The 22,830-nt window shown below is 63.9% G+C and carries 24 protein-coding genes; 21 read left to right on the forward strand and 3 right to left on the reverse strand.

Features of this window, described 5'->3' with window-relative positions; genetic code table 11:
• Nucleotides 1-37: 37 nt before the first annotated feature.
• On the forward strand, nt 38-556 hold the full coding sequence (locus ACIPY3_RS01610) for a GNAT family N-acetyltransferase (RefSeq protein ID WP_400329218.1): 519 nt from the start codon (nt 38-40) through the stop codon (nt 554-556).
• Here the strand turns inward: ACIPY3_RS01610 and ACIPY3_RS01615 are convergent.
• On the reverse strand, nt 553-1,944 hold the full coding sequence (locus tag ACIPY3_RS01615) for a 6-phospho-beta-glucosidase (RefSeq protein ID WP_400329221.1): 1,392 nt from the start codon (nt 1,942-1,944) through the stop codon (nt 553-555). The genes ACIPY3_RS01610 and ACIPY3_RS01615 overlap by 4 nt on opposite strands.
• Nucleotides 1,945-1,990: 46 nt before the next feature.
• On the opposite strand from ACIPY3_RS01615, the gene ACIPY3_RS01620 reads away from it, so the two are divergent.
• The 6 genes from ACIPY3_RS01620 to tsaD all read left to right on the forward strand — a co-directional run bounded on the left by ACIPY3_RS01620 (nt 1,991) and on the right by tsaD (nt 7,251).
• A complete protein-coding gene (locus ACIPY3_RS01620; protein ID WP_400329224.1) occupies nt 1,991-3,085 on the forward strand; it encodes a carbohydrate kinase family protein in 1,095 nt (364 codons plus the stop codon).
• A 63-nt stretch (nt 3,086-3,148) separates the two neighbouring features.
• On the forward strand, nt 3,149-4,390 hold the full coding sequence (gene alr / locus ACIPY3_RS01625) for an alanine racemase (RefSeq protein WP_400329227.1): 1,242 nt from the start codon (nt 3,149-3,151) through the stop codon (nt 4,388-4,390).
• Nucleotides 4,387-4,962 (forward strand): tRNA (adenosine(37)-N6)-threonylcarbamoyltransferase complex ATPase subunit type 1 TsaE, encoded by a 576-nt coding sequence (gene tsaE, locus ACIPY3_RS01630; RefSeq protein WP_400329229.1) that lies wholly within the window; start codon nt 4,387-4,389, stop codon nt 4,960-4,962. Before alr ends, tsaE begins: the two co-directional genes overlap by 4 nt.
• Nucleotides 4,962-5,633, forward strand: coding sequence for a tRNA (adenosine(37)-N6)-threonylcarbamoyltransferase complex dimerization subunit type 1 TsaB (gene tsaB, locus ACIPY3_RS01635; protein WP_400329234.1), 672 nt, complete (start codon nt 4,962-4,964; stop codon nt 5,631-5,633). The genes tsaE and tsaB overlap by 1 nt, the downstream gene beginning before the upstream one ends.
• Nucleotides 5,633-6,136 (forward strand): ribosomal protein S18-alanine N-acetyltransferase, encoded by a 504-nt coding sequence (gene rimI / locus ACIPY3_RS01640; protein WP_400329237.1) that lies wholly within the window; start codon nt 5,633-5,635, stop codon nt 6,134-6,136. The genes tsaB and rimI overlap by 1 nt, the downstream gene beginning before the upstream one ends.
• Nucleotides 6,133-7,251, forward strand: a complete 1,119-nt coding sequence (gene tsaD / locus ACIPY3_RS01645) for a tRNA (adenosine(37)-N6)-threonylcarbamoyltransferase complex transferase subunit TsaD (RefSeq protein WP_400329240.1) — start codon at nt 6,133-6,135, stop codon at nt 7,249-7,251. The genes rimI and tsaD overlap by 4 nt, the downstream gene beginning before the upstream one ends.
• Nucleotides 7,252-7,275: 24 nt before the next feature.
• Here the strand turns inward: tsaD and ACIPY3_RS01650 are convergent, their stop codons facing one another.
• A complete protein-coding gene (locus ACIPY3_RS01650) occupies nt 7,276-8,427 on the reverse strand; it encodes a glutamate--cysteine ligase (RefSeq protein WP_400329242.1) in 1,152 nt (383 codons plus the stop codon).
• A 168-nt stretch (nt 8,428-8,595) separates the two neighbouring features.
• Here ACIPY3_RS01650 and ACIPY3_RS01655 point away from each other — a divergent pair, with 168 nt between their 5' ends.
• The 9 genes from ACIPY3_RS01655 to ACIPY3_RS01695 all read left to right on the forward strand — a co-directional run bounded on the left by ACIPY3_RS01655 (nt 8,596) and on the right by ACIPY3_RS01695 (nt 15,483).
• Entirely contained in the window at nt 8,596-9,726 is a 1,131-nt protein-coding gene (locus tag ACIPY3_RS01655; RefSeq protein WP_400329245.1) for a GTP-binding protein, read from the forward strand.
• Between the two features lie 25 nt (nt 9,727-9,751).
• Nucleotides 9,752-9,874 (forward strand): type B 50S ribosomal protein L36, encoded by a 123-nt coding sequence (ykgO, locus tag ACIPY3_RS01660; protein WP_133409460.1) that lies wholly within the window; start codon nt 9,752-9,754, stop codon nt 9,872-9,874.
• 77 nt (nt 9,875-9,951) lie between these two features.
• A complete protein-coding gene (locus ACIPY3_RS01665; protein ID WP_400329249.1) occupies nt 9,952-10,764 on the forward strand; it encodes a shikimate 5-dehydrogenase in 813 nt (270 codons plus the stop codon).
• 114 nt (nt 10,765-10,878) lie between these two features.
• Nucleotides 10,879-11,286 carry a DUF6507 family protein gene (locus ACIPY3_RS01670; RefSeq protein ID WP_400329251.1) on the forward strand — a complete coding sequence of 136 codons (408 nt, stop codon included), beginning with the start codon at nt 10,879-10,881 and terminating at the stop codon, nt 11,284-11,286.
• A 103-nt stretch (nt 11,287-11,389) separates the two neighbouring features.
• Nucleotides 11,390-13,261: an alpha/beta hydrolase gene (locus ACIPY3_RS01675; protein ID WP_400329254.1), complete on the forward strand. Its 1,872-nt coding sequence runs from the start codon at nt 11,390-11,392 to the stop codon at nt 13,259-13,261.
• Nucleotides 13,262-13,593: 332 nt separating this feature from the next.
• Nucleotides 13,594-13,794: a hypothetical protein gene (locus ACIPY3_RS01680; RefSeq protein WP_400329256.1), complete on the forward strand. Its 201-nt coding sequence runs from the start codon at nt 13,594-13,596 to the stop codon at nt 13,792-13,794.
• Between the two features lie 179 nt (nt 13,795-13,973).
• The gene (locus ACIPY3_RS01685; RefSeq protein WP_400329259.1) at nt 13,974-14,354 is read left to right on the forward strand and encodes a hypothetical protein; all 381 of its coding nucleotides are present in this window, start codon (nt 13,974-13,976) and stop codon (nt 14,352-14,354) included.
• Nucleotides 14,355-14,419: 65 nt separating this feature from the next.
• Entirely contained in the window at nt 14,420-14,914 is a 495-nt protein-coding gene (locus tag ACIPY3_RS01690; RefSeq protein WP_400329261.1) for a hypothetical protein, read from the forward strand.
• Between the two features lie 188 nt (nt 14,915-15,102).
• Nucleotides 15,103-15,483 carry a hypothetical protein gene (locus ACIPY3_RS01695; protein ID WP_400329265.1) on the forward strand — a complete coding sequence of 127 codons (381 nt, stop codon included), beginning with the start codon at nt 15,103-15,105 and terminating at the stop codon, nt 15,481-15,483.
• A 104-nt stretch (nt 15,484-15,587) separates the two neighbouring features.
• Here the strand turns inward: ACIPY3_RS01695 and ACIPY3_RS01700 are convergent, their stop codons facing one another.
• The gene (locus ACIPY3_RS01700) at nt 15,588-16,820 is read right to left on the reverse strand and encodes an SAM-dependent methyltransferase (RefSeq protein WP_400329268.1); all 1,233 of its coding nucleotides are present in this window, start codon (nt 16,818-16,820) and stop codon (nt 15,588-15,590) included.
• 67 nt (nt 16,821-16,887) lie between these two features.
• Here ACIPY3_RS01700 and ACIPY3_RS01705 point away from each other — a divergent pair, with 67 nt between their 5' ends.
• From ACIPY3_RS01705 to ACIPY3_RS01725, 5 genes are all read left to right on the forward strand, one after another.
• Nucleotides 16,888-17,310, forward strand: a complete 423-nt coding sequence (locus ACIPY3_RS01705; protein ID WP_400329271.1) for a hypothetical protein — start codon at nt 16,888-16,890, stop codon at nt 17,308-17,310.
• A 194-nt stretch (nt 17,311-17,504) separates the two neighbouring features.
• Nucleotides 17,505-17,801 (forward strand): co-chaperone GroES, encoded by a 297-nt coding sequence (gene groES / locus ACIPY3_RS01710; RefSeq protein ID WP_018776625.1) that lies wholly within the window; start codon nt 17,505-17,507, stop codon nt 17,799-17,801.
• A gap of 86 nt (nt 17,802-17,887) precedes the next feature.
• On the forward strand, nt 17,888-19,501 hold the full coding sequence (gene groL / locus ACIPY3_RS01715) for a chaperonin GroEL (protein ID WP_397321993.1): 1,614 nt from the start codon (nt 17,888-17,890) through the stop codon (nt 19,499-19,501).
• Between the two features lie 168 nt (nt 19,502-19,669).
• Nucleotides 19,670-21,304 carry a LuxR C-terminal-related transcriptional regulator gene (locus ACIPY3_RS01720; RefSeq protein ID WP_400329274.1) on the forward strand — a complete coding sequence of 545 codons (1,635 nt, stop codon included), beginning with the start codon at nt 19,670-19,672 and terminating at the stop codon, nt 21,302-21,304.
• 325 nt (nt 21,305-21,629) lie between these two features.
• Nucleotides 21,630-22,757, forward strand: a complete 1,128-nt coding sequence (locus ACIPY3_RS01725) for a flavin-containing monooxygenase (protein WP_400329277.1) — start codon at nt 21,630-21,632, stop codon at nt 22,755-22,757.
• Nucleotides 22,758-22,830: the final 73 nt, after the last annotated feature.

Genomic DNA, 22,830 nt, shown 5'->3' on the forward strand with positions numbered 1-22,830 from the left:
AACACTACTCCTGCCCGGAACCCACAAGGCTGCTACCGTGTCCGCTGTGAGCCAAGAAAACAGCTATGACATCCGCCCTGCCACGGACAATGACTGGCCGGGCATCTGGTCCGTCCTGGAACCGGTGATCCGCGAGGGCGAAACCTTCACATGGGACAGGGACACCGATGAGGAAACCGCCAAGGCCAAATGGATGAAGGAAGCCCCCGGGCAAACCTTCGTGGCCGTGCGTTCAGCGGATGGTGCAATCCTTGGGACCGGCGAGTTCCATGCCAACCAGGCCGGCGGCGGCAGCCACGTAGCAAACGCAGGCTACATGGTGGGTGCCCAACATTCTGGCCAAGGCATTGCGCGGGCACTGTGCGCTTACTCCCTGAAGGGGGCCAAGGCAGCCGGGTTCCGATCCATGCAATTCAACGCAGTGGTGGAAAGCAACGTCCGCGCGGTGTGGCTGTGGCAGTCCATGGGCTTCAAGATCCTTGCCACGGTTCCCGAGGCCTTCAACCACCCTGAGATTGGCTACGTGGGCCTGCACGTCATGTATCAGAAGCTCTAGTGTTCCACCCATAACTGCGCCAGCTCAGGGAAACCGTCCTCGTAGCCCTCCAGGAGCTGCTGGCCCAGATCCGCCGAACCCACCAGGGGATGGGCCGCGAAGGCCTGGAGCGCAGCCTCACGGCTGCCTTCCCGGACGGCCTGGATGGTGAGCCGTTCAACCTCCTTGACGTGCCGCATCAAGGTGAGGAACTGCCCGCCGGGACGGTCCTGCGCAAGCGGCAACGCGCCGTCGGACGTCACCTGGCAGGGAACCTCGACGACGGCGTCCGCCGGCAACCCGGGCACGGCCACCTTCGCGGTGGCCACCCCGGCGACGGGCGCCACGGGGGAGTTGGGCACGTTCAGTATCAACTCGGTGGCCCCGGACGACGAACCGGAGAGCGCCCGCATCACCGCCAAAGCCACCCGTTCGTAGCCGCCACCGGCCAAGTCCGACTCGTCCCGCTGTTCGCCCTCTTCGCGCGACTCAGCCAAATAGCCCTCCTCGCGGGACAGCCGGGCAGCGTCCCATCGGGCATACGCATCGGGGGAACCAGCCAAGCCAGGGTAGAGCGCTGCCTGCTGCCCATGGATGGAGGCCCCGCGCGTCTCGGACTGCCTGCGGATGGCCTGCGTGGCGTGGTGCGTTTCGTAGTAGTAATACAGGTACTCGTTGGGGAGGCAACCGAGCAGTTCCAGCATGTGCTGGCCAAACAGCCGGCCCTCCTCCATCGAGGCGAGCGCGTCGTGGCTGGACAGCAACCCGGGCAGCAGGTCCGTTCCTGCTGGCGCCAACCGGTAAAGCCAACCGAGGTGGTTCAGCCCGTAGTAGCCCACGCCGTCGAGCCGCCCGTCCGGCAGCGGCGTCCCCGCAGCCGCCGCGGCCCGCTTCACCAGGCCGCCGGCCGAATCGCAGATGCCGATCACCCGCTTGCCCAGAACGGGCACCAATGCCTCGGTGACCATCCCGGCGGGATTGGTGAAGTTGATGAGCCAAGCATCGGGGCAGTGCACCCGCATGGCCTCGGCGAGTTCGAGCATCCGGGGGATGGAACGCAGCGCGTAGGAGATGCCGCCCGCTCCGGTTGTTTCCTGGCCCAGGACGCCCAGGTCCAAAGCCACGCGTTCGTCGATCATCCGGCCTGCCGTCCCGCCTGGACGGATCGCCGCGAACACCATGCGCGTCCCGGCCAGCGCCTGGCCAAGGTCCGTGGATACCACGACGGCGGGACGGGAACCTTCCGGTACCGGCATGGCCGCCAGGACCGACTCGATCGCCACCAGACGTGAGGCATCCACGTCGTAGAGGACCAGCTCGTCCACGAGCCCGGCAAAAGGACCCGAACACAAGGCACGGTACACAAGGGGAACCCGGAATCCGCCGCCGCCGGCGATCATGAGCCGCATGGTCCGAGTCTATGCAGCCCCGAACGTGCAGCGTAGTCTGCCGTGCATGGATGCCATGCCCCAGCGTCGCTATGATCCCCTTGCCTCCGTTCGGTCCGATGGCGAAAACCAGTGCGATCTCCTGCTCACCGGAACGGTTTTCCAGGACATCATCTTCACGGGCCTTCCGCACGCACCCGAACCCGGCACCGAAGTGTGGAGCGAAGGCATGGGCAGTTGCCCTGGCGGCGTGGCCAACCAGGCGATCGCTGCGGCCCGCCTGGGTCTGCGGACCAATCTGGCAGCCACTTTCGGCGACGACGGGTACGGCGACTACAACTGGGAGATCCTGGAAACCCAGGAGCACGTGGATCTCTCCTTGTCCCGGCGCGTGCCCGGCTGGCACTCGCCGGTGACGGTGTCCATGTGCGTCAACCAGGACCGGTCCATGGTGACCCACGGGCACCCGGCACCGGTGAACGCCTCGGAACTCATCGGCCTTCCGCCAAAGGCGCTCGCGGCCGTAGCGGACCTCGGCGAGGAACTGGAACCGTGGATGCTCGCCGCCAAGACAGCCGGCACCAAGCTTTTCGGCGTGGTGGGCTGGGACCCCAGCGGCGAATGGTCCCAACACAGGCTGGAGCAGCTGGAGCATTACCACGCGTTCTTGCCCAACGCGCCCGAGGCCATGGCCTTCACCGGGAAAGCCGACCCTTGGGCGGCGCTCTATTCGTTGGCGGACCGTGTTCCCGTGGCGGTGGTGACGCTCGGGCCGCAGGGGGCCATGGCCGTGGATTCCGAGACCGGCGAGGAGGAATGGGTGCCCTCGTTGCCCGTCTCCGCCTCGGATCCCACGGGGGCAGGGGACTGCTTCGGGGCGGCGTTCATTGTGGGCAGCCTCGCGGGTTGGAAGCTGGGGGACCGACTGAGGTTCGCGAACCTCTGTGCCTCGCTGGCCGTACAGCAGGTGGGCGGCTCCCTGGCAGCCCCGGGCTGGGGCGACATTGCCGACTGGTGGCAGCGGGCCAACGCGCGGAAGGAGCGCCAGTCGAGCCAGTGGCTGCGGCGGTTCGCTTTCCTTGAGCCGATCGTGCGTGACATCCCGGCCGAGGCCCAGCGGCGGGCCCGGGCAACCATCGCGCACCTGTCCGACGCGCAGTAGCCGGCCATGCCAGGGGCGCTGCGCAGTTAACCCCGGTTCACCCACAGCACTAGAATCTCTAGGGTGACTTACGAAGCAGCAGCAGATATCGGGATCGGGTCCAAGCCCTCCATAGCAAAGTCGGCAATGCTTGAACGCTCGGCCGTGATCGACCTCGAAGCTGTTCGGCACAACGTTCGCCAGTTCGTCGGTATCGCTTCGCCCGCCTCCGTCATGGCCGTCGTCAAGGCCGACGCGTATGGACACGGAGCGGTACAGGTGGCCCGTGCCGCCCTTGAAGCCGGGGCCTCCTGGTTGGGTGTTGCCCATATTTCCGAAGCACTCGCCCTCCGCGCGGCGGGCATCGATGCGCCCCTGCTTGCCTGGCTGCACACCCGCGAGAGCAACTTCCAAGCGGCAGTCGCCGCCGGCATCGACGTCGGAATTTCCGGCTGGGAACTGGACTCCGTAGTGGCGGCAGCCCGTGACCAGGAACGCCCCGCGCGCGTGCACCTCAAAATCGATACCGGACTGGGCCGCAACGGCTGCACCATCGCCGACTGGGACCAGCTCCTGGGCCAGGCCATGGAGTACCAGGACGAGGGCCTGCTGCGCGTGGTGGGGATCTTCTCCCACCTGGCCGTTGCCGATGAACCGCAGCGGCCGGAAACCGATGAGCAACTTACGGTCTTCCGCGATGCCCTGGCCATGGCCGAGGACGCCGGGGTGGACACCGAAGTCCGGCACATCGCCAACACTCCTGCCACATTGTCCCGGCCCGACTCGCATTTCGACCTGGTCCGCGTGGGGCTGGGCGTCTACGGTCTCTCGCCATTCCAGGGAGCGACTTCCGCGGAACTCGGCCTCCGCCCGGCCATGACGGTCCGGACACTTCTTTCCAACTGCAAGAAAGTTCCCGAAGGCCAAGGCGTGTCCTACGGACTGAACTACCACACCGCCACCGAAAGCACGCTTGGGCTGATCCCGCTGGGATACGCGGATGGTGTACCCCGTGTTGCTACTGGCGGGCCGGTCCGCGTGAACGGGGTCACCTACCCCGTGGTGGGTCGGATCGCCATGGACCAGATGGTCATTGACCTTGGACCCCTCACGGAAGAGGAAGCTGCCGGACTCAAGGGCAGCGAAGCGGTGATGTTCGGAGACGGGACGGACGGCGGACCCACGGCCGACGACTGGGCTGCCGAAGCCGGGACCATCAACTACGAGATCGTCACCCGCATCAGCCCCCGCGTTCCCCGGACCTACGTCAACGAGGTTCCCTCGGGGGCCGAGGTCGCAGCGGCATCGAAGGCAGCCGCCCTGTGAACAGCACGCCCGCTAATTGGGAACGTAGCGTCAAAGTCACGACGTCGGATCAGACCCACGCGCTCGCCGCAGCGCTCGGTGGGGTACTTGAGGCCGGAGACCTGCTGGTCCTGACTGGTGAACTGGGGGCCGGGAAGACGACCTTCACCCAGGGACTCGGAGAAGGCCTCGGTGTGCGGTCCGGCATCATCTCACCCACGTTCGTCCTGGTCAGGATCCATCCAAACCTGCCTGACGGTCCGCGTCCCGGCGGGCCGGACCTGGTCCATGTGGATGCCTACCGCCTGGAGTCGTCGGGGGAGATTGACGACATCGACCTTGAAAACACCATGGACACCTCGGTCACTGTGGTGGAGTGGGGCCGCGACCGGGTGGAGCACCTGTCCGAGAGCCGGCTGGACGTGGACCTGCACCGCTCGGTTGGCGGTGAGGCCGCGCCCGGTGGTCAGGTCCTCGACTTTGATACCGAGGACGACGACGAGCCACGCACCATCGTCTTCCGCGGCTTCGGCCCACGCTGGCTGGAAGCCCCGGCACTCCTTGAAACCACACTTCCCGAAGGGGGCAACTGATGCTGATCCTGGCCATCGACACCTCGGCCGTGGCAAGTGCCGCACTGATTTCCGAGGATGCCATGGAAGGCGTGGTGGACTCCTTCGCCACGGAAGACACACGCAGCCACGCTGAGGTCCTTGCGCCGGGAATCGAGAAGCTCCTGGCTGGCGCCGGGGTCACGGGAGCCGACATCGACGCGATCGTCACCGGCGTGGGCCCGGGTCCGTTCACGGGTCTCCGCTCCGGCATCGCCACAGCCCGGACCCTGGCCTTCGTCTGGAACAAGCCCCTCTACGGCCTGATGAGCCTCGACGCGATCGCGTTGGAAGTCGCGGAATCCACTGCCGCTGTCCCGGAGTTCCTCGTGGCAACGGATGCCCGGCGCAAAGAGGTGTACTGGGCCCGCTACACCCTCGCCGAGGGCCAGCTTCCGGAGCTCGTGGACGGACCCCAAGTGGGCTTCGCCGCCGACCTCCCGGACCTCCCCGTTTTCGGTGCCGGTGCCGGGCTCTACGCAGAGGTGCTCAACGCGAACGAGGATTTCGTGGAAACGCAACCGGACGCCGCTTCGCTGGGACAATTTGCCTTGGCCAAGCTCACGGCAGGGCAGGAGCTCCTTGATTCAACGCCGCTCTACCTGCGGGAGTCCGATGCCCAGGTTCCCGGCCCACGGAAGCGGGCGCTCTGATGAAGCTCTCACCCCAACTTGAACTCGAGGGCGTCTCCCTGCGGGACATGACCGAGGCGGATGTCGCTGCCGTCGATGCCCTCGAACGCCGCCTGTTCCCTGTGGACGCCTGGCCGCTGCAGATGTTCTTCGATGAACTCTCGCAGCCGGAAACCCGTCGGTACGTCGTGGCCGAGGCCGCGGGGGAGATCATCGCCTACGCCGGGTTGATGTGCATCGAGCCCATTGCGGATGTCCAGACGATCGCCGTCGTTCCTGAATTCGAAGGCAAGGGCATCGGCTCCGCGATCCTCACCGAACTGATCGAGGAAGCACGGCGCCGCCGTGCGGCCGACGTCCTGCTGGAGGTGCGCGCGGACAATCCCCGTGCCCAACAGCTGTACCTGCGTTTTGGGTTCGAGCAGATCCACATCCGTCCCCGCTACTACCGCGACGGCACGGATGCCCTGATCATGCGCTTGCCGCTGAACAACTCCACCCCAACCGAAGGAGCCTCCGCGTGAGCGCCGCACTTTCCACGCAGCCGCTGGTGCTGGGCATTGAGTCATCCTGCGACGAGACCGGCGTCGGGATCGTGCGCGGAACCACGCTCCTGACCAACACGGTGTCCTCGTCCATGGACGAGCACGTGCGGTTCGGCGGTGTCATCCCGGAGATTGCTTCCCGCGCCCACCTGGACGCCTTCGTGCCCACTTTGCAGGAATCCCTCCATGAAGCCGGGGTGACCCTCGATGACATCGACGCCATCGCCGTCACCTCGGGACCAGGCCTGGCCGGTGCGCTGATGGTGGGTGTCTGCGCGGCCAAGGCCCTCGCCGTTGCTACCGGCAAGCCGCTCTACGCGATCAACCATTTGGTGGCCCACGTCGGAGTCGGGTTGCTGGATGCAAAAAACGACGGCGGTGCTGCCGCCGGCCTCGGTGCCGGGGAACTGCCGGAGAACCTCGGCGCACTCCTGGTTTCAGGAGGCCATACGGAGATCCTGCGGATCCGCAGCATCACCGACGACGTAGAGCTCCTCGGCTCCACTATTGATGACGCCGCGGGCGAAGCCTATGACAAGGTGGCCCGCATCCTTGGCCTCGGCTATCCCGGTGGTCCAGCCATCGACAAACTGGCGCGGCAGGGAAATCCGAAGTCCATCCGCTTCCCGCGCGGCCTGACGCAGCCCAAATACATGGGAACCGCCGAAGAGAAAGGCCCGCACCGCTACGACTGGTCGTTCAGTGGCTTGAAGACCGCTGTGGCCCGCTGCGTGGAACAGTTCGAAGCCCGTGGCGAAGACGTCCCCGTGGCTGATATCGCTGCGGCGTTCCAGGAAGCCGTGGTGGACGTCATTACGTCCAAAGCGGTGCTGGCCTGCAGGGAACACGGCATCACGGATCTCCTGTTGGGCGGTGGCGTCGCTGCCAACTCGCGGCTTCGCGAACTGACGGGTCAGCGTTGCGCCTCGGCCGGCATCAAGCTCCACGTTCCGCCCTTGAACCTGTGCACGGACAACGGTGCCATGGTTGCGGCTCTTGGTGCGCAGCTCATCATGGCTGGCATTGGTCCCAGTGGAGTGTCCTTCGCCCCGGATTCGTCCATGCCGGTAACCACGGTGTCGGTCCCCGCCTAGCCCCGCGTTGCCTGGGAGGGGACGTCAGGCGTCCGGTCCTTTGCGCATTTGCTGCACGAGGTCCATCACCACAGCCTGGAGGTCGCCGTTGTGCTCGGCTGCCACGCGGCGCTGGCGCTGGTAGCTCGCGCCCCGTTCGATGATCCTGGCCACATCCGCGAGTTCCTCGGAGCAGCCGAGTTCGGCGGCGATGGGGCCCAGGCGCTCGAGGGTTTCGGTCAGATGGTCGGTCACCAGCTTCTCGTTGCCCTCGGCGTCGAGGATGATGATCGCTTCCATGCCGTACCGCGCCGCGCGCCACTTGTTTTCCTGGACGTGCCACGGCGGCATGGTGGGGATGGTTCCTCCGGCGTCGAGGATGCCGGAGAACTCATGGACCAGGCACTGCGTCAGCGCTGCGATCGCGCCCACTTCTTCAAGGGTGGCCAGGCCATCGCAAATGCGCATCTCGATGGTGCCCAGGGCGGCAACCGGGCGGATGTCCCAGCGAATCTCTGAGATCGCGTCGATGACGCCGGTGGTAAACATGTCCTGGACATAGGCCTCGTACCCTTCCCAGGCGTCGAACTGGAACGGAAGTCCCGCCGTCGGAAGCTGTTGGAACATCAGGGCGCGCTGGGAGGCGTAGCCCGTTTCCTCGCCTGCCCAATAGGGGCTGGACGCGGACAGTGCCTGGAAGTGCGGGAAGTAATTGACCAGGCCGTCCAGGATGGGCAGGACCTTGTCCTTGCGGTCGATGCCCACGTGGACGTGCACGCCGTAGATGACCATTTGGCGCCCCCACCACTGGGTGCGCTCAATCAGCTTTGCGTAGCGTTCCTTGTCCGTAACCGGCTGGAGCAGCGGAGGGCTGAAAGGGTGGCTGCCTGCGCAGAACACCTCCACACTCATGGTGTCGGTGACTTCGCGGACGGCGGCCAGGGAGCGGCTGAGGTCTTCCTTGGCTTCTTTGACCGTTTCGCAGACCCCTGTGACAAGTTCGACGGTGTTGAGGAGGAGTTCGCGCTTGATGTGCGGGTGCTCGTCGTCCTCGTTGAGGTCGGGGTGGTTGGCGGCGACGCCCTTCAGGACATCGTTGGCGACCGAGACCAGTTCCCCTGTCCGTGCGTTGACGAGCGCCAGCTCCCATTCCACACCCAGTGTCGATTGCCTGGATGGCGCAAAATCAATCTGCACGTAGTCCCCTCATTGTGTTCTTCCCGGCCTGATGCTTTCGGCCGGTCGCTTCCCCGCTGCGGGGCCGCCAGCGGTCGGCTCAAGTCTAGTGCAGCGGCCCGGTCCGGAGTTGCCGGAGTTACCGGCCATGAATTGCTAATGAGAATGATTCTTAACTAGAATGCTGGCATGCATCTCTCCATCGTCAGTTCCCTGGACAGTCATTGCCGCGAAGTGGCGGCAGCCCGGCTCGGCCGGACCCACAGCAACTCCGCCGTCGTTTTCCATGACCTGCTGGATGGCTCCGTGGTCCTCCGCCGCGTATACCGGGATGGTCAACTCTTTGAGCGCGAATCCACCGTCCTCGAGCATGGATGCCTGAGCTGCACTGTCCGGCTGGACATTATTCCGACGGCGGAGCGGCTCGCCTCGTGCGGCTTCGACCACGCGGTCCTTGCCCTGCCGCCGGGGGTGGCCGCGGGCATGGTGGTAGCCGAACTCCGTCAACGCCCGGGGAATTCGCTGGTGATCGACAATGCGGTACTGGCCCTGGATCCGGCCGACGTTGAAGACCATGTCTGGGACCGCCATACCCTGTTCGAATCCGGGTTCACGTCCATGCCACAGGATGACCGCACCAGTGGGGAATTCCTCATTGGCGAATTCGGTCAGGTGGACACCGTCATGCTGTCTGCGGGCTTGGGGGCCGAGCTCGCGGGTGATTCGCGGTTGGATTCGGAGGCCTGGGGATCCGGAGTTGAATTGCTCGGTGAACTGGCTCCGCATGCCGCTGTGGTGGGCTCCGCCGATGAGTTCAGGCCGGGATGCTATGACGATGCCGAAGCGACAGCCCGGACCAAGCCCGGTACGGTGCGCATTCCGCTGGACGAAGCTCCCGGGCTTTTCAGTACTGTCCTGCACAAGGCGGCAAGGCCGCTCCATCCTGGGCGCTTTCGGGAGGCCTTGCCCCAACTGGCGGCGGGAACCCACTGGATGCGGGGTCGCCTATGGATTGCGTCCGCGGCGGGGGTCCGGATTGCCATCCAGGGCATTGGTCCCCGCGTGTGGCTGGAAAGCACCGGGCCTTGGTGGGCGGACGCGGCCGGTACCGCAGGTCCGGGAGCCGACGTCGACGCCGTCCTCGACTGGCATCCCCACCATGGTGACCGCGGTACGGTCCTGGCCATCACTGGACGCTCGGAGGACGTAGACCCCGGGGAGATCCGCCGCCTGCTGGACGATTGCCAGGTTACCGAGGCAGAAATGGCGCTGCATCCGGGGGAATGGAACGACCCCTTCGAGCTCAGTGAAACCCTTTGATCCCTACAACACAAGGAGAATAACCATGAAAGTCAGGAACTCGCTCCGCGCGCTGAAGAAGATCCCTGGAGCGCAGGTCGTCCGCCGGCGCGGGCGAACGTTTGTCATCAACAAAAAGAACCCTCGCATGAAGGCGCGGCAGGGCTGATCCATCCCGTGGGCAAGCCGGCAAAATAAATATGACTTATTCACCCGGCTTGCCCCTTGGAGTTGTTTAATGGGTGCATGCCCATCCTGAACAAAGACATGGCCCTCTGCATCTCGCTTGCTGCCCGACCCAGCAACATTGGAACCAGGTTCCACAACTATCTCTACGACCTGCTCGGCCTGAACTTTGTCTACAAGGCCTTCGCGCCCGCGGACATTGCCCTCGCCGTGGCCGGAATCAGGGGCCTTCCCATTCGCGGTGCGGCGGTATCCATGCCCTACAAGGAGGCCGTCATCCCGCTGGTGGATGTGATGGACCCGTCCGCCAAGGCCATCGACTCCGTCAACACCATCGTCAACAATGATGGCGTGCTGACTGCTTACAACACCGACTACATCGCTATTGCCCGGCTCTTGAAGGACCATGAAGTGCCTACTGCGCACTCGGTCCTACTGCGGGGAGCGGGCGGCATGGCCAAGGCCGTGGCGGCTGCTTTGCGGGATGCCGGCTTCACCAACGTGACCATCGTGGCACGTAACGAAACCGCGGGCAGGGCGCTCGCTGGACTCTACGGCTTCGGATGGCAGGATGACGTCAACGGAGCCACCGCCGATCTCATCATCAACGTCACGCCGCTGGGCATGGCTGGGGCCGACGAGACTGCCCAGTCCTTCGACGATTCCGCCATCGCTGCGGCGATGGCGGTGTTCGATGTGGTGGCCTTGCCGTCGGAAACGCCTCTCATCGCTGCGGCCCGCAGGGCGGGCAAGCCGGTCATTACGGGAGCGGAGGTCATTGCGATCCAAGCCGAGGAGCAGTTTGTCCTCTACACCGGCGTCAGGCCAACGCCGGAACAGGTTCGTGAAGCCTCGGAGTTCTCCCGTCGCTGACGTTCGGATGTCCTAGTCCGATCCAGCTGAGAGTCTGCTGTCGGTATACGCTTCGTGAGAGATTAATCATTTCGATGGATTAATCAGAATCCTTACGAAGTTGGTGGAGCAGCAGTGACGTTCGACATTGATACGGGCAGGACTCTGGCGGTGGTGGCTGCCTCGAAGCAGCGCATGGAACAGCTCCCGGCCGTTCAGGCCAAGCTGAGGCATGTGTGTGATGACATTCGTGGCGCACTGCGGAGTGGGCCCGTTTACTCGGCGATGGAGAGTTATGAGGACTCTGTACTCACGGTGGATGTCCATGGGCTGGCGCGGCGAACGGCCAACATCTTTGGTGGTACCCGCGAGGCGGTAGCTGCCTACGTGGCGTGCGACGAGACCATGGCGGCCACGGCCCTGGCGAACGCCCGGAGCATCGTGGTGTTGCGTCCCGGCGATTTGCCGCTGGACATGTCCTACTGGAATCCCAACTCCAGGGATTTCCCACGTGACATGTCCCCCTGGAATCCGGCGAAGTAGGGCTGTCGTGTATCAAGTTGATGCATCCGCGATGGACGGATGGCCGGATCCTGAAGCGTTGGAGATAACGGCAAATCCTCTGACAGAGAACGCGCAAGGCATCGTGAACATTGTGCAAATGGCGGCGTCGGAGTGGTCTGCCATGGCGGATGCGTACCGGGCTCCGGAGGCACCGGAATTGTTGGCCTTGTTCAAGCCGGTAACCCAAAAGAGTGAGGGGATCCGGGCCGGTCTTGCTGTGGTGTATAGGGCGTTGATGGCGTATGCGGATGACATCCGAGACCTGAACCGGCGTCGTGCTTTGTTGCTGGATGAGATCGGGCAGTTTCATCGCGGGCGGGACCGGTATGAGGAGCGGGCGGCGTTCATGGAGCAAGCGGGTGACCTGCTGGCTTCGTCGGGCGGTGCTGCTCTTGCTTTGCGGGCCGCGGACCTGGAGCGCCGGGTGCGGTTGCTGGCCTCGCAGCATGAACAAGCGCAGCAGGACTGCGCCCGCCAGATCAATCGCATCTATTCGATCGACCCGTCAGTTCCGGTGTATTACGACGGCGGAGCGGCGAGGGAGTTCCGGGCGGACTTCACCAGGTTCCGGTTGCAAAAGTTGGAGGCCAGCGGTGGGGGCGGCACTGAAGGTGCTGTGGAGACGTTGGCCCTGCTGAAGTCCATGTCGGCCGGGGAGTTGCTGGACTACGGTTCGGCTGAGACGGATTACCTCCGCAACGGGCTCAAGGCCCAGCCGGCCGTTGCCTACGTCCAAGGATGGTGGACTGGGCTGACCTCCGAGCAACAGGCGGCGTTGTTGGTGGCCGCACCGGGGATCATCGGAAACCTCAACGGGATCCCATATGCGGTCAGGGCGAAGGCCAACCGTGCCAACCTTGACGCCATTTATCACGACACCCGGACCAGCGAAGCGGACAAGAAGGTGTTGGGGGTTATCTACGATTCACTCGTTCCTGCCGACGACAGGACGGACGCTCCGCCGCGAAGCATCGTGTCCTTCACACCGGATGACAACGGCAAGCCACTGGTGGCAATCGCGATCGGGGACCTGGACACAGCAGCCAATGTGACCTGGAATGTCCCGGGCATGAAAACCACCGTGGCCGACGGCTTGGAATCATGGACGAAGTCGGCTCAGGACCTGTATGGCGCCCAACACGTTGTCCTCAAAGACTCAGAGTTTCCGGAAAACGCTGTGGTGTCCTGGGTTGGGTATGACACCCCTGAGGCGCCGCCCAGTGGTGAGGTGCTATCGACAGAGTTGGCCAAGGCCGGTGGCGTAAAGCTGGCAGCTGCGCTGGATGGGTTCAGCGAGACCCGCGCCGTCATGGGGGACGACGGCGTCAAACCGCGACTGAACGTTGTGGCCCACTCTTACGGAACCACCACGGCCTCTTATGCCTTGAAATCCATCACCCACGAGGTTGCGACCGCAACGTTCTTTGGCTCGGCCGGGATCGAAGGGCAGGAGGTTGGCTCTGCCGCTGATCTACACGTCGCGAAGGATGATGCTGGTCGGCCGGAGGTGTACCTGACGTCCGCGGGTGAGGACCGGGTGGCCCCCTTGGGGATCATTGGCAGTGGACTAAAGGGCCGTGAAGGGCGGCTGGATCCCACCGGTGAGTGGTTCGGAGGCAAGACCTTCTCCTCTGAAGGAGGCTACGATCCCGACACTGGCCACTTCTATAAGCGGACCACCGGCCATGACGCCAAAGGGTGGGCAGGCAGCAGCAGCGGAGATTCAGTCTTTGCTGCTACCAAGGAGCATGGCTACCTCGACCGAAACACCGAGTCAGCCCACAATATCGCCTTGACCTCCACGGGCTTCGGAGCGCGGATAAAGAAATTGCTGCCGCTTCGTAGTGAATTCAAGACGGGCTACGGCGGAATGGATTATCCTGCCGGGTCGATGGTCGAAAGGGATCTCACCGCGGAAGAAATCACCGCGGAAATAAAGGAAGTCGACAAATGACGAGATATACGTACAAGCACAGCGTCTGGGTGGTCTTGATGATATTGGGGTGTTTGATGGCGTCGGGGTGCAATGCCAGCCCAACAAATAATGGTCAAGGCGCTGCGCCCGGACCAGGTGAGCGGAGCGCGTCGGAGGTGTTCGAGGACTTTATGGATGCCATTGATGACACGGTGCAACATTCAGGGGCAACCTGGGCGAGCTGGGACCGCAATGATACGTCAGGATACTTCCCACCACCTTGCTCAGTACATTCTCGGGATGATGGCCGCGCATATCAGACTCAACTCGAGGGAGGACCTGTTCGCGATCCCCGAGCCGCGGTGGAACAAATGAAGGCCCATTGGGAGAGCAAGGGCTACAAGATTGGAAACGTCTTCGACAACATGGGCGCCAACGCTACCGGTATTGAAATCGGCGCCTCGACTCCTCGGGGCATGGTCCTGGTTTTTACCCCGTCGAAAAACACCTCATTCATAGATGTGCAGAGCGAATGCACCTTGGACCCTGCCGCCGACAAGAAGACGACGTAGTTGTGGCTCGTGAATTCTCAGTGCGCTCCCAGGGTGCGTGGCGGTGTTCGAAAGTCTTCGCGGTGGTGGCCGTGGTGGGTTTGATGGGGCCAGGTTGCAGCGCAAACCAAACTGGCGGTAGCCGCGGAAGGGAGCCGTGGCCAGGCGAGCGGAGCGCGTCGGAGGTATTCGAGGACTTTATGGATGCCATTGATGACACGGTGCAACAGTCTGGCGCAGATTGGCCCATTTGGGATCGGAATCACACCGCAGGATTCTTCCCCGGGCCGTGCTCGGTTCATGCTCGTGAGGATGGGAGGGCCTACCAAACACAGATCGAGGGCGGCCCTGTCGAGGATCCGCAGGCTGCCGTGGACGCCATGAAGGTCCATTGGAAGTCGAAGGGTTACAGGATTACACACGTCTTCGACAACATGGGTGGAAACACCACTGGCATTGAGATTCATGCTGTAAACCCGCGCGGCATGCTCCTGATTTTCACGCCGTCGAAAAGTACGTCATTCATAAACGTCCACAGCGAATGCACCCTGGACCCGGCTGCCGACAAGAAGACGACGTAGTTGTGGTTCGTGAATTCGCAAAACCCGCCCGGCCGATGAGGCGGCGTTCGAAGGTCTTCGCAGTGATGGTCACGGTGAGTTTGGGCTTGTCAGGGTGCGCTGTAAACCAAGCGGGTGGTGGCCAGGGCGGAGAGCCGGGGACCGGAGAGCGGAGCGCCCAGGAAGTCTTTACGGACTTCATGGATGCCATTGATGACACGGTGCAGCAGTCCGGTGCCGAGTGGCCCATTTGGGATCGCAAGCACACCGCGGGATTCTTCCCGCCGCCGTGCTCGGTTCACGCCCGTGAGGACGGAAGGGCATATCAGACACAGATCGAAGGTGGCCCCGTTGACGATCCCCGGGCCGCCGTGGAACGGATGAAGGCCCACTGGGAGAGCAAGGGCTACAAGATTGGCAACATCTTCGACAATATGGGCGGAAACACCACGGGCATTCAGATCAATGCCCGCAGCTCGAGGGGATTGCTCGTACAGTTCACACCATCATCGGAAACCAGCTTCATCAAGGTAGTCAGCGAATGCACCTTGGACCCTGCTGCCGACAAGAAGACGACCTGACCGTGGCTGGCAGATTCCACGGAGAAGGTTCGATTTCCGTTGGACCCAGTTCCCAGATGATGATTCTGTCGCTGGTGGTCGGGGCGGGTTTAGCAATGACAGGGTGCCATTCAAACTCAACGAGAGGCGGTCAAGGCGGTGAGGCGGCCCCAGGCGAGCGGAGTGCCCATGAAGTCTTTACGGAGTTCATGGACGCCATGGAAGACACGGTGCAGCATTCGGGAACGACGTGGCCCGAGTGGGACCGCGCCGATACCGCAGATTACGTGGCGGAACCCTGCAGTGTGCACGCGCGCGCCGACGGACGCTTATACCAACGGCAGATTGAGGGCAGCCCGGTTGATGAGCCGCAGTCTTCTGTGGACGCTATGGAGGTCCACTGGAAGTCGATGGGCTACAAGATCACAAATATCTTCGACAACCGGGGCTCGAACACCACGGGAATTGAGATTCATGCTGTAACCCCGCGCGGCATGCTCGTGATTTTCATGCCGACGAAAACTGTTTCATTTATCAAAGTTGTCGGTGAATGCACATTGGACCCTGTGGCCGCCAAGAAGACGACGTAGTTGTGGTTCGCGGATTCGCCGTACCCTCCCGGCCGACTCGGCGGCGTTCGAAGGCCTTCGCAGCGATGGCGGTGGTGGTCTTGATGATGTCGGGGAGAGCAGGCCTAAACGCTGACCGGCTCCACCACCACAACCACCCGCTCCTCGCCGATCCTGGTGAGCACCAGCGTGGCTGTTTTGGCCATGCCGGCCTTCCCGGCCGTCCTCCCAGACAGCAGTTGTTTCCGGAGTTCTTCAGGCGTGACGGCGGTGCCGCGTTTCTTGATGTCCAGCACGGTGACGCCGTTTGCCTTGACCCACGCCTTGAGGGCTTTGACGTTGTAGGGCATCACCTCCAGCACGCGGTAGGCGCGGGCAAAGGGGGTGTCGTGGAGTTCGGGGGCGCAGATGTAGGCAATGTGTTCGTCCACCAGATGCCCGCCGATCCGTTCTGCGACGTCGGCCACGAGACCCGCTCGGATCACCGCGCCGTCAGGCTCATACAGGAAGCCTTCCACGGGCCCGACGGCGGCTTCCGGACCGCCGTCGAAATCCTCGCCGCTGGTGATTTCGGCAGCGCCCTGGGCGCCGATCACCAGCGCTGCGCGGCGAACCCCGGGGCGGGCTACGGCGTTGAACCACAGGGTCACTTCGGTGACGTCACCGCCCACGGAAACCCACTGGGCCTCACAGCCGCCCGGGACGGAATCGTGGGGCATGCCCGGGCCCATTTTGACCCCCACCGCACGGCCGGATGCTGCCAGGCCCCCGACGAACGAGAGCGGGGGAGAGAATGCCTCGGGGTCCCAAATTCGCTTTGTTCCAGAGGTTGAGGTGGTCCGTCGGGCCGGATCGAGCCACACACCGTCCACCCCGGAGAGGTCCACAGACGTGGCATCGGAATGTACCACCGTGGCATGCGGGAACGGCATCAGGTTGATGGTTGCGCAGGCGGCCGTCGTCTCGTCCATCTCCACCGCGGTCACGTTGACGTCCATGGACGCCAGCGCCAGGGAATCGGCACCCAACCCGCACCCCAGATCAGCAACGTGGGAGATCCCTGCCTTCAGGAACCGCTCGGCGTGCCGGGCTGCAACATTGAGGCGGGTGGCCTGTTCCAAGCCCGCCTGGGTAAACAGCATCTGATGGGCGAACTCGCCGAACTTGGCCTCGGCCTTGGTCCGCAAGCGCGACTGCGTCAGGACGGCGGCTACAAGCTCGGGGGAGTGCCCGGCCTTGCGCAGCGAGGCGTTCAGGGCCAGCGCGTCGGCTTCCCGGTAGGGTCCCAGCGAGCCAAGCAGTTCCCATCCTTCGGTGGTGAGCAAGGGCGCGAGGTGTTCCTGGGGAGCATTGGGCATGGCATCCAGCTTAACGTTTCGCGTCCGGGGCTGAGACCGGACCGATCAGCCCGATAGGGTTGATTTCATGGAAGACACCGCAGCTCCGCAGCCCTCCGACGCCGACAGCCCGGACGGGAACCAGCCCGTCCATCCAGGAGCCGCAGAGCATTCCGCCGGCCGGTCCCTCTCCACCTATGCCCGCCCGGCCTTGATTGCCGGCGTCGTGATCGCCGTGATCTGCGTCGGCCTTCTCATAGTGATTTTTGCGTTGGACTCCTTCAATGCCGCCGCCTATTCGGTGACGGGCAAGAGTGTCAATGACGCAACCGACGAGGCCCGCGACATCCGGGAGCTGTACAGCGGAGTCCGCGCAGGCGGGATCATCGGCTTGGTGGTTTCCGGCGTCGTCGCCGTTGCAGCCGGCATCGTTCTGTACCTCAACCGCGGGGCCTCAGCGGCGGACGGCGACGACGAGGACTTCGACCTCGATGACCTGAGGGACCAGTAAGCCGGGTTCACCCATGACGAAATGCTGGCACTCACCTTGACCGAGTGCTAACGCCTTACATAGAGTCTTGGTTAGCACTCTCCCTTGGTGGGTGCTAACCACGCCAGGCAGCTACCGGCACCGCGACGACGGTTGCACGCCTCGGCACCCTTGTTCTTAGTCCATGAATCAGCTCATGAAAAGGAGAGATCCGAGTGTCGGTCTCGATTAAGCCTCTTGAGGATCGTATTGTTGTTCGCCCGCTCGAAGCAGAGCAGACCACGGCTTCCGGCCTGGTCATTCCGGACTCCGCACAGGAGAAGCCGCAGGAAGGCGAAGTTGTTGCAATCGGCCCCGGCCGCTTCGATGACAATGGCAACCGCGTACCGGTGGACGTAGCCGTTGGCGACGTCGTTATCTACTCCAAGTACGGTGGAACCGAAGTCAAGACCGGTGGCAGCGAGTACCTCGTTCTGTCCGCCCGCGACGTCCTCGCGATCGTCGTCAAGTAACTTCCTGGAACCCCGCACCGCAGGCATCGTTGGAATATCCTCCAGCCGCCAGTGGTGCGGGTTTTCCGTTCTGAAAGGACACAACCATGGCAAAGCAGCTTGCGTTTAACGACGCTGCCCGCCGGTCGCTTGAGGCCGGTATCGACAAGCTCGCCAACACCGTCAAGGTGACCCTCGGCCCCCGCGGCCGCAACGTGGTGCTGGACAAGAAGTGGGGCGCCCCCACCATCACCAACGACGGCGTGACCATCGCCCGCGAAGTTGAGCTGGACGACCCCTACGAGAACCTTGGCGCACAGCTGGCCAAGGAAGTCGCCACCAAGACCAACGATGTTGCCGGTGACGGCACCACCACGGCAACTGTGCTCGCCCAGGCCCTGGTCAAGGAAGGCCTGCGCAACGTCGCAGCCGGCGCCGCTCCGGGCGAGATCAAGCGCGGCATCGAGGTTTCCGTGGAAGCCATCGCCGCCCGCCTGCTGGAGAACGCCCGCGAAGTCGAAGGCACGCAGGTTGCCAACGTCGCAGCGATCTCCGCACAGAGCGACGAGGTTGGCGAACTGCTGGCCGAGGCTTTCGGCAAGGTGGGCAAGGATGGTGTCATCACCATTGAAGAGTCCTCCACCACGCAGACCGAACTGGTCCTCACCGAGGGCATGCAGTTCGACAAGGGCTACCTTTCCCCGTACTTCGTCACCGACGCAGAGCGCCAGGAAGCCGTCCTCGAAGACGCGCTGATCCTGATCAACCAGGGGAAGATCTCCTCGCTGCAGGACTTCCTGCCGCTGCTGGAGAAGGCCCTCCAGGCTTCCAAGCCGCTCTTCATCATCGCCGAAGACATCGAAGGCGAAGCCCTGTCCACGCTGATCGTCAACCGCATCCGCGGCACGCTCAACGTTGTGGCCGTCAAGGCCCCGGGCTTCGGCGACCGCCGCAAGGCCATGCTCCAGGACATCGCCACCCTCACCGGTGCACAGGTTGTTTCCCCGGATCTCGGCCTGAGCCTGGACACCGTTGGCCTTGAGGTCCTGGGTACGGCACGCCGTATCACGGTCACCAAGGACAACACCACCATCGTGGACGGTGCCGGTACCGAGCAGGACGTAGCCGACCGCGTTGCACAGCTCCGCGCTGAGCTCACCCGCACGGATTCCGACTGGGACCGCGAGAAGCTGCAGGAACGCCTGGCCAAGCTGGCTGGCGGCATCGGCGTGATCAAGGTTGGCGCAGCCACCGAGGTTGAGCTCAAGGAAAAGAAGCACCGCATTGAGGACGCTGTCTCCTCCACGCGTGCCGCCCTTGAAGAAGGCATCGTTTCCGGCGGCGGTTCCGCCCTGATCCACGCCCTCAAGGCGCTGGATGAGGCTCCCGCCGTCAAGGCTCTCGAGGGTGACGCAGCTGCCGCTGTCGGCATCGTCCGCCGCGCCCTGACGCAGCCGTTGCGCTGGATCGCCCAGAACGCCGGCTTCGACGGATACGTGGTGGTTTCCAAGGTCTCCGACCTGGACGCCAACCACGGCTTCAATGCCAAGTCCGGTGAATACGAGGACCTGATCGCCGCCGGCGTGATCGACCCCGTCAAGGTCACCCGCTCCGCTCTCCGCAACGCCGCTTCGATCGCTGCCCTGGTTCTCACCACCGAGACCTTGGTTGCCGAGAAGCCGGCTGAGGAAGAAGACGCACACGCAGGCCACCAGCACTAAGCTGCCTGCTCCTGGAAACCCCGGTCATGCCTGCGTGGCCGGGGTTTCTTTGTGCCTTCTGGGGGGTTCGGGATGGCTATTGTCCGCGTACGACGGCGGGCGGTAACCTGACGCTGGAAGTGGCGGTTGCGTACGCCAACCGTGCCGCTTCCACCGGAGAAGTGAAATATGACAGCACCTGTCACTGCCCTGGACCTGGGTCGCTCGGCTTTCACGGAACGCCGCTGGAGCGACGCTTTGGAGTGCCTCGTCCGCGCCGATTCGGAGGGCGGGCTGCCGCCCCAGGACATGGAGCTCCTCGCCTCGGTTGCCATGTTGCTGGGGCTTAACGGTGACGGGGTGGAGTACCTCAGCCGGGCGCACGACGAGCATCTGACCGTGGGGGATCCGGACAGCGCTGCACGCTGCGCCGCATGGCTGGTGATGTTCCTGATGGACATGGGCGAATACGCGCGGGGAAGCGGGTGGCTGGCCAAGGCCAAGCGCCTGGTGGAGGGACTTGGACATCCTTCTGCCGGCGAGGGCTACCTGCTCATACCGACGGGCCTCGGCACTCTGCGTGGCGGCGATCCCGAAGCGGGTTACGGGTTCTTCAACAGAGCGCTGGAGATTGGGGAGTCGCTTGGCGAAAAGGACCTCCAGGCCATGGGCCGCCTTGGCCTTGGTACGTCCCGGCTGGCGCTGGGCTACCCCGAAGAGGGCCTCCTGTTGCTGGACGAAGTGATGGTTTCGGTGACTGCCGGCGAAGTTTCACCCATACCCACCGGGATCATCTACTGCGCCGTCCTGGGTAGTTGCCGGTTGGCCCAGGACGTAGGAAGGGCCCAGGAATGGACGGCCGCACTGGAGCGGTGGTGTGGGGAACGCCCTGACATGGTGATGTTCGGGGCGCAGTGCCAGGCTTTCCGCGCCGAGTTGCTGATCCTCCATGGTGCCTGGGACGAAGCTTTGGCCGTGGCCCGTGCCGCCGAGGGACGGATCCGCAAAGGCGATCCCGACGCGACGTTTGGTGCCTGGTACCAGGAGGGCGAAGTCTTCAGGCTCCGTGGCCAGTGGGAAGAAGCCGAGCAAGCCTTCAAGATTGCGTCGGAGACAGGCTTCGAACCGGAACCGGGCCTTGCCTTGCTTCGGCTCGCGGCCGGCAAGACAGCAGAGGCGAAGGCACGCATTCACCGCGCCGCGGCCGCCGCTGACCCGGCCAACCGGCGACGGCTGCTTCCCGCCGTCGTCGAGATTGATCTGCAGTCCGGTGACCTGGCAGCGGCGAGAACCGCCGTCGACGAATTGGCCGGCGGGCTGAATCCCCGAAGCCGGCCTTTGGAGGTCGCCCTCGCCGCCCAGACCGAGGCCGCCGTCCTGCTGGCAGAAGGGGAAGCGGAGCGCGCCCTTGGAGCGGCCCGGCGGGCTTGGCGGCTGTGGTACACCCTGGAGGCGCCTTTCCACGCAGCAGCGGCGCGGGTCATGGCTGGAAGAGCGTGTGCCGCACTGGGGGATGCCGATTCGGCGGCCATGGAATTTGAGGCAGCCTTGGCCGATTTTGCCGACCTCGGCGCAGCACCGGCAATGGCCGGGGTTCAGGCTCTCCGGGGTGGACAATCCGGAAACAAATCATTGCTCTCGCCCAGGGAGTCCGAGGTCCTGGCATTGATCGCGGCGGGGCATTCGAACAAATCCATTGCGAGACTGCTCTACCTCAGCGAAAAGACGGCGGCCCGGCACGTCAGCAACATCCTGGCCAAGCTCGGCGTCCCCTCAAGGGCGGCAGCCACCACCTACGCTTTCGAACACCACCTCATCCCCTGACCCTCTCTCACCTAACTCCCCTTTCCGGCGGACCCTCTCTCACCGACCGCCCCTTTCTGGCGGATCCTCTTTCACCGACCGCCCCTTTCTGGCGGATCCTCTTTCACCGACCGCCCCTTTCTGGCGGATCCTCTTTCACCGAACGCCCCTTTCTGGCGGATCCTCTTTCACCGAACGCCCCTTTCCGGCGGATCCTCTCTCACTGCGCATAAATACCCACACCTTCTCCATCGGACTGGGCAATCCTCCCGACGCGCCAGGAACACCTGGCGCCATACCTTTGCCGTATCAGTACTCGCAGCACTATTCAGGAGGACAAACTGCCATGCAAGAGAACCAGCGCACTGAGGTGGACACCGTCATCGTGGGAGGCGGCCAAGCCGGTCTCGCGATGGGCTACTACCTGGCGGGCCAACGTCGGGACTTCGTGATCCTGGATGAAAATGCCCGGGCAGGTGCGGCCTGGCGGGCAAGGTGGGACTCGCTTCGGCTGTTCACGCCCGCAAAATACGACGGCCTTCCGGGTATGCCGTTCCCGGGCGACCATCTGGCGTTCCCCACCAAGGATCAACTGGCGGACTTCCTGGAGGACTACTCCCGACGCTTCGACCTGCCCCTGGTCCTTGGTGCCCGGGTGGATGAGGTCCGGCAGGATGCCGACGGCTTCGTCGTCGTGGCGGGGGAGCAGAGGTGGCATGCCCGGAACGTCGTGGTAGCCACAGGCGGGCACCAGTTGCCCAAGCGGCCGGACTTCGCCAAGGACCTGGGCCCAGGAATCGTCCACATGCATTCCACGGACTACCGGAACCCGCAGCAGTTCCAACAGGGACCTGTCCTGGTGGTGGGCCTCGGCAATTCCGGGGCCGAAATAGCGTTGGAAGCCAGCCGGACGCACCAAACGTTCGTGGCAGGAAAACCGAGCGGCGAACTTCCCGTCCGCCATGGCCGGGCCGGGGCACGGTTCTTCCTTCCGGTGATCAGGTTCCTCGGTTTGTATGTCCTGACCCTGAACACCCCCGTCGGGCGCAAGGCAGCACCTGGATTCAAGACCATGGCAGCACCCTTGATTCGGACACGCACCAAGGAGCTCCGCGCGGCGGGTGTGCAGATGGTGCCGAGGATGGCCGGCATTGCCGCAGGAAAGCCGGTGCTCGAGGACGGAACCACCCTGGACGTGGCAAATGTGGTGTGGTGCACCGGATACCGGGAGGACTACTCGTGGCTCAAACTGCAGGAAGCAGGCTCCTTGGACCGCCCCCGCGGCGTGGTGGAATCCGTGCCTGGGCTCTACTTCCTGGGCCAGGAATTCCAGTTCGCTGCCGCCTCCGCCACGCTCCCGGGAGTTGGCAGGGACGCGCGGTACCTGGCCGGCGTCATGGCATCGGTTCGACCTGCCACGCAACGGGGAATCACGGATAGGCAACGCCAACCAGCGGAGAAGCGCAGCGCCTGAAGGCATTAATGTCCGTGGAATACGTCACATAATTTTTCAGTACGATTGAAATAAGGCAACTGAGGATCGTTTG

The organism is Paenarthrobacter sp. NPDC089714 (assembly GCF_044748905.1).
Lineage (GTDB): Bacteria > Actinomycetota > Actinomycetes > Actinomycetales > Micrococcaceae > Arthrobacter.

What these genes read in the sequence shown, in the direction of transcription:
- ACIPY3_RS01620 (WP_400329224.1), top strand. Translation starts at nt 1,991, where the DNA reads ATGGATGCCATGCCCCAGCGTCGCTATGATCCCCTTGCCTCCGTTCGG.
- ACIPY3_RS01720 (WP_400329274.1), top strand. Translation starts at nt 19,670, where the DNA reads ATGACAGCACCTGTCACTGCCCTGGACCTGGGTCGCTCGGCTTTCACG.
- ACIPY3_RS01700 (WP_400329268.1), bottom strand. Translation starts at nt 16,820, where the DNA reads ATGCCCAATGCTCCCCAGGAACACCTCGCGCCCTTGCTCACCACCGAA.
- ACIPY3_RS01665 (WP_400329249.1), top strand. Translation starts at nt 9,952, where the DNA reads ATGCCCATCCTGAACAAAGACATGGCCCTCTGCATCTCGCTTGCTGCC.
- ACIPY3_RS01655 (WP_400329245.1), top strand. Translation starts at nt 8,596, where the DNA reads ATGCATCTCTCCATCGTCAGTTCCCTGGACAGTCATTGCCGCGAAGTG.
- ACIPY3_RS01685 (WP_400329259.1), top strand. Translation starts at nt 13,974, where the DNA reads ATGGATGCCATTGATGACACGGTGCAACAGTCTGGCGCAGATTGGCCC.
- groL (WP_397321993.1), top strand. Translation starts at nt 17,888, where the DNA reads ATGGCAAAGCAGCTTGCGTTTAACGACGCTGCCCGCCGGTCGCTTGAG.
- ACIPY3_RS01705 (WP_400329271.1), top strand. Translation starts at nt 16,888, where the DNA reads ATGGAAGACACCGCAGCTCCGCAGCCCTCCGACGCCGACAGCCCGGAC.
- rimI (WP_400329237.1), top strand. Translation starts at nt 5,633, where the DNA reads ATGAAGCTCTCACCCCAACTTGAACTCGAGGGCGTCTCCCTGCGGGAC.
- ACIPY3_RS01695 (WP_400329265.1), top strand. Translation starts at nt 15,103, where the DNA reads ATGGACGCCATGGAAGACACGGTGCAGCATTCGGGAACGACGTGGCCC.
- ACIPY3_RS01690 (WP_400329261.1), top strand. Translation starts at nt 14,420, where the DNA reads ATGGTCACGGTGAGTTTGGGCTTGTCAGGGTGCGCTGTAAACCAAGCG.
- ACIPY3_RS01725 (WP_400329277.1), top strand. Translation starts at nt 21,630, where the DNA reads ATGCAAGAGAACCAGCGCACTGAGGTGGACACCGTCATCGTGGGAGGC.
- ACIPY3_RS01615 (WP_400329221.1), bottom strand. Translation starts at nt 1,944, where the DNA reads ATGCGGCTCATGATCGCCGGCGGCGGCGGATTCCGGGTTCCCCTTGTG.
- tsaB (WP_400329234.1), top strand. Translation starts at nt 4,962, where the DNA reads ATGCTGATCCTGGCCATCGACACCTCGGCCGTGGCAAGTGCCGCACTG.
- ACIPY3_RS01680 (WP_400329256.1), top strand. Translation starts at nt 13,594, where the DNA reads ATGAAGGCCCATTGGGAGAGCAAGGGCTACAAGATTGGAAACGTCTTC.
- ykgO (WP_133409460.1), top strand. Translation starts at nt 9,752, where the DNA reads ATGAAAGTCAGGAACTCGCTCCGCGCGCTGAAGAAGATCCCTGGAGCG.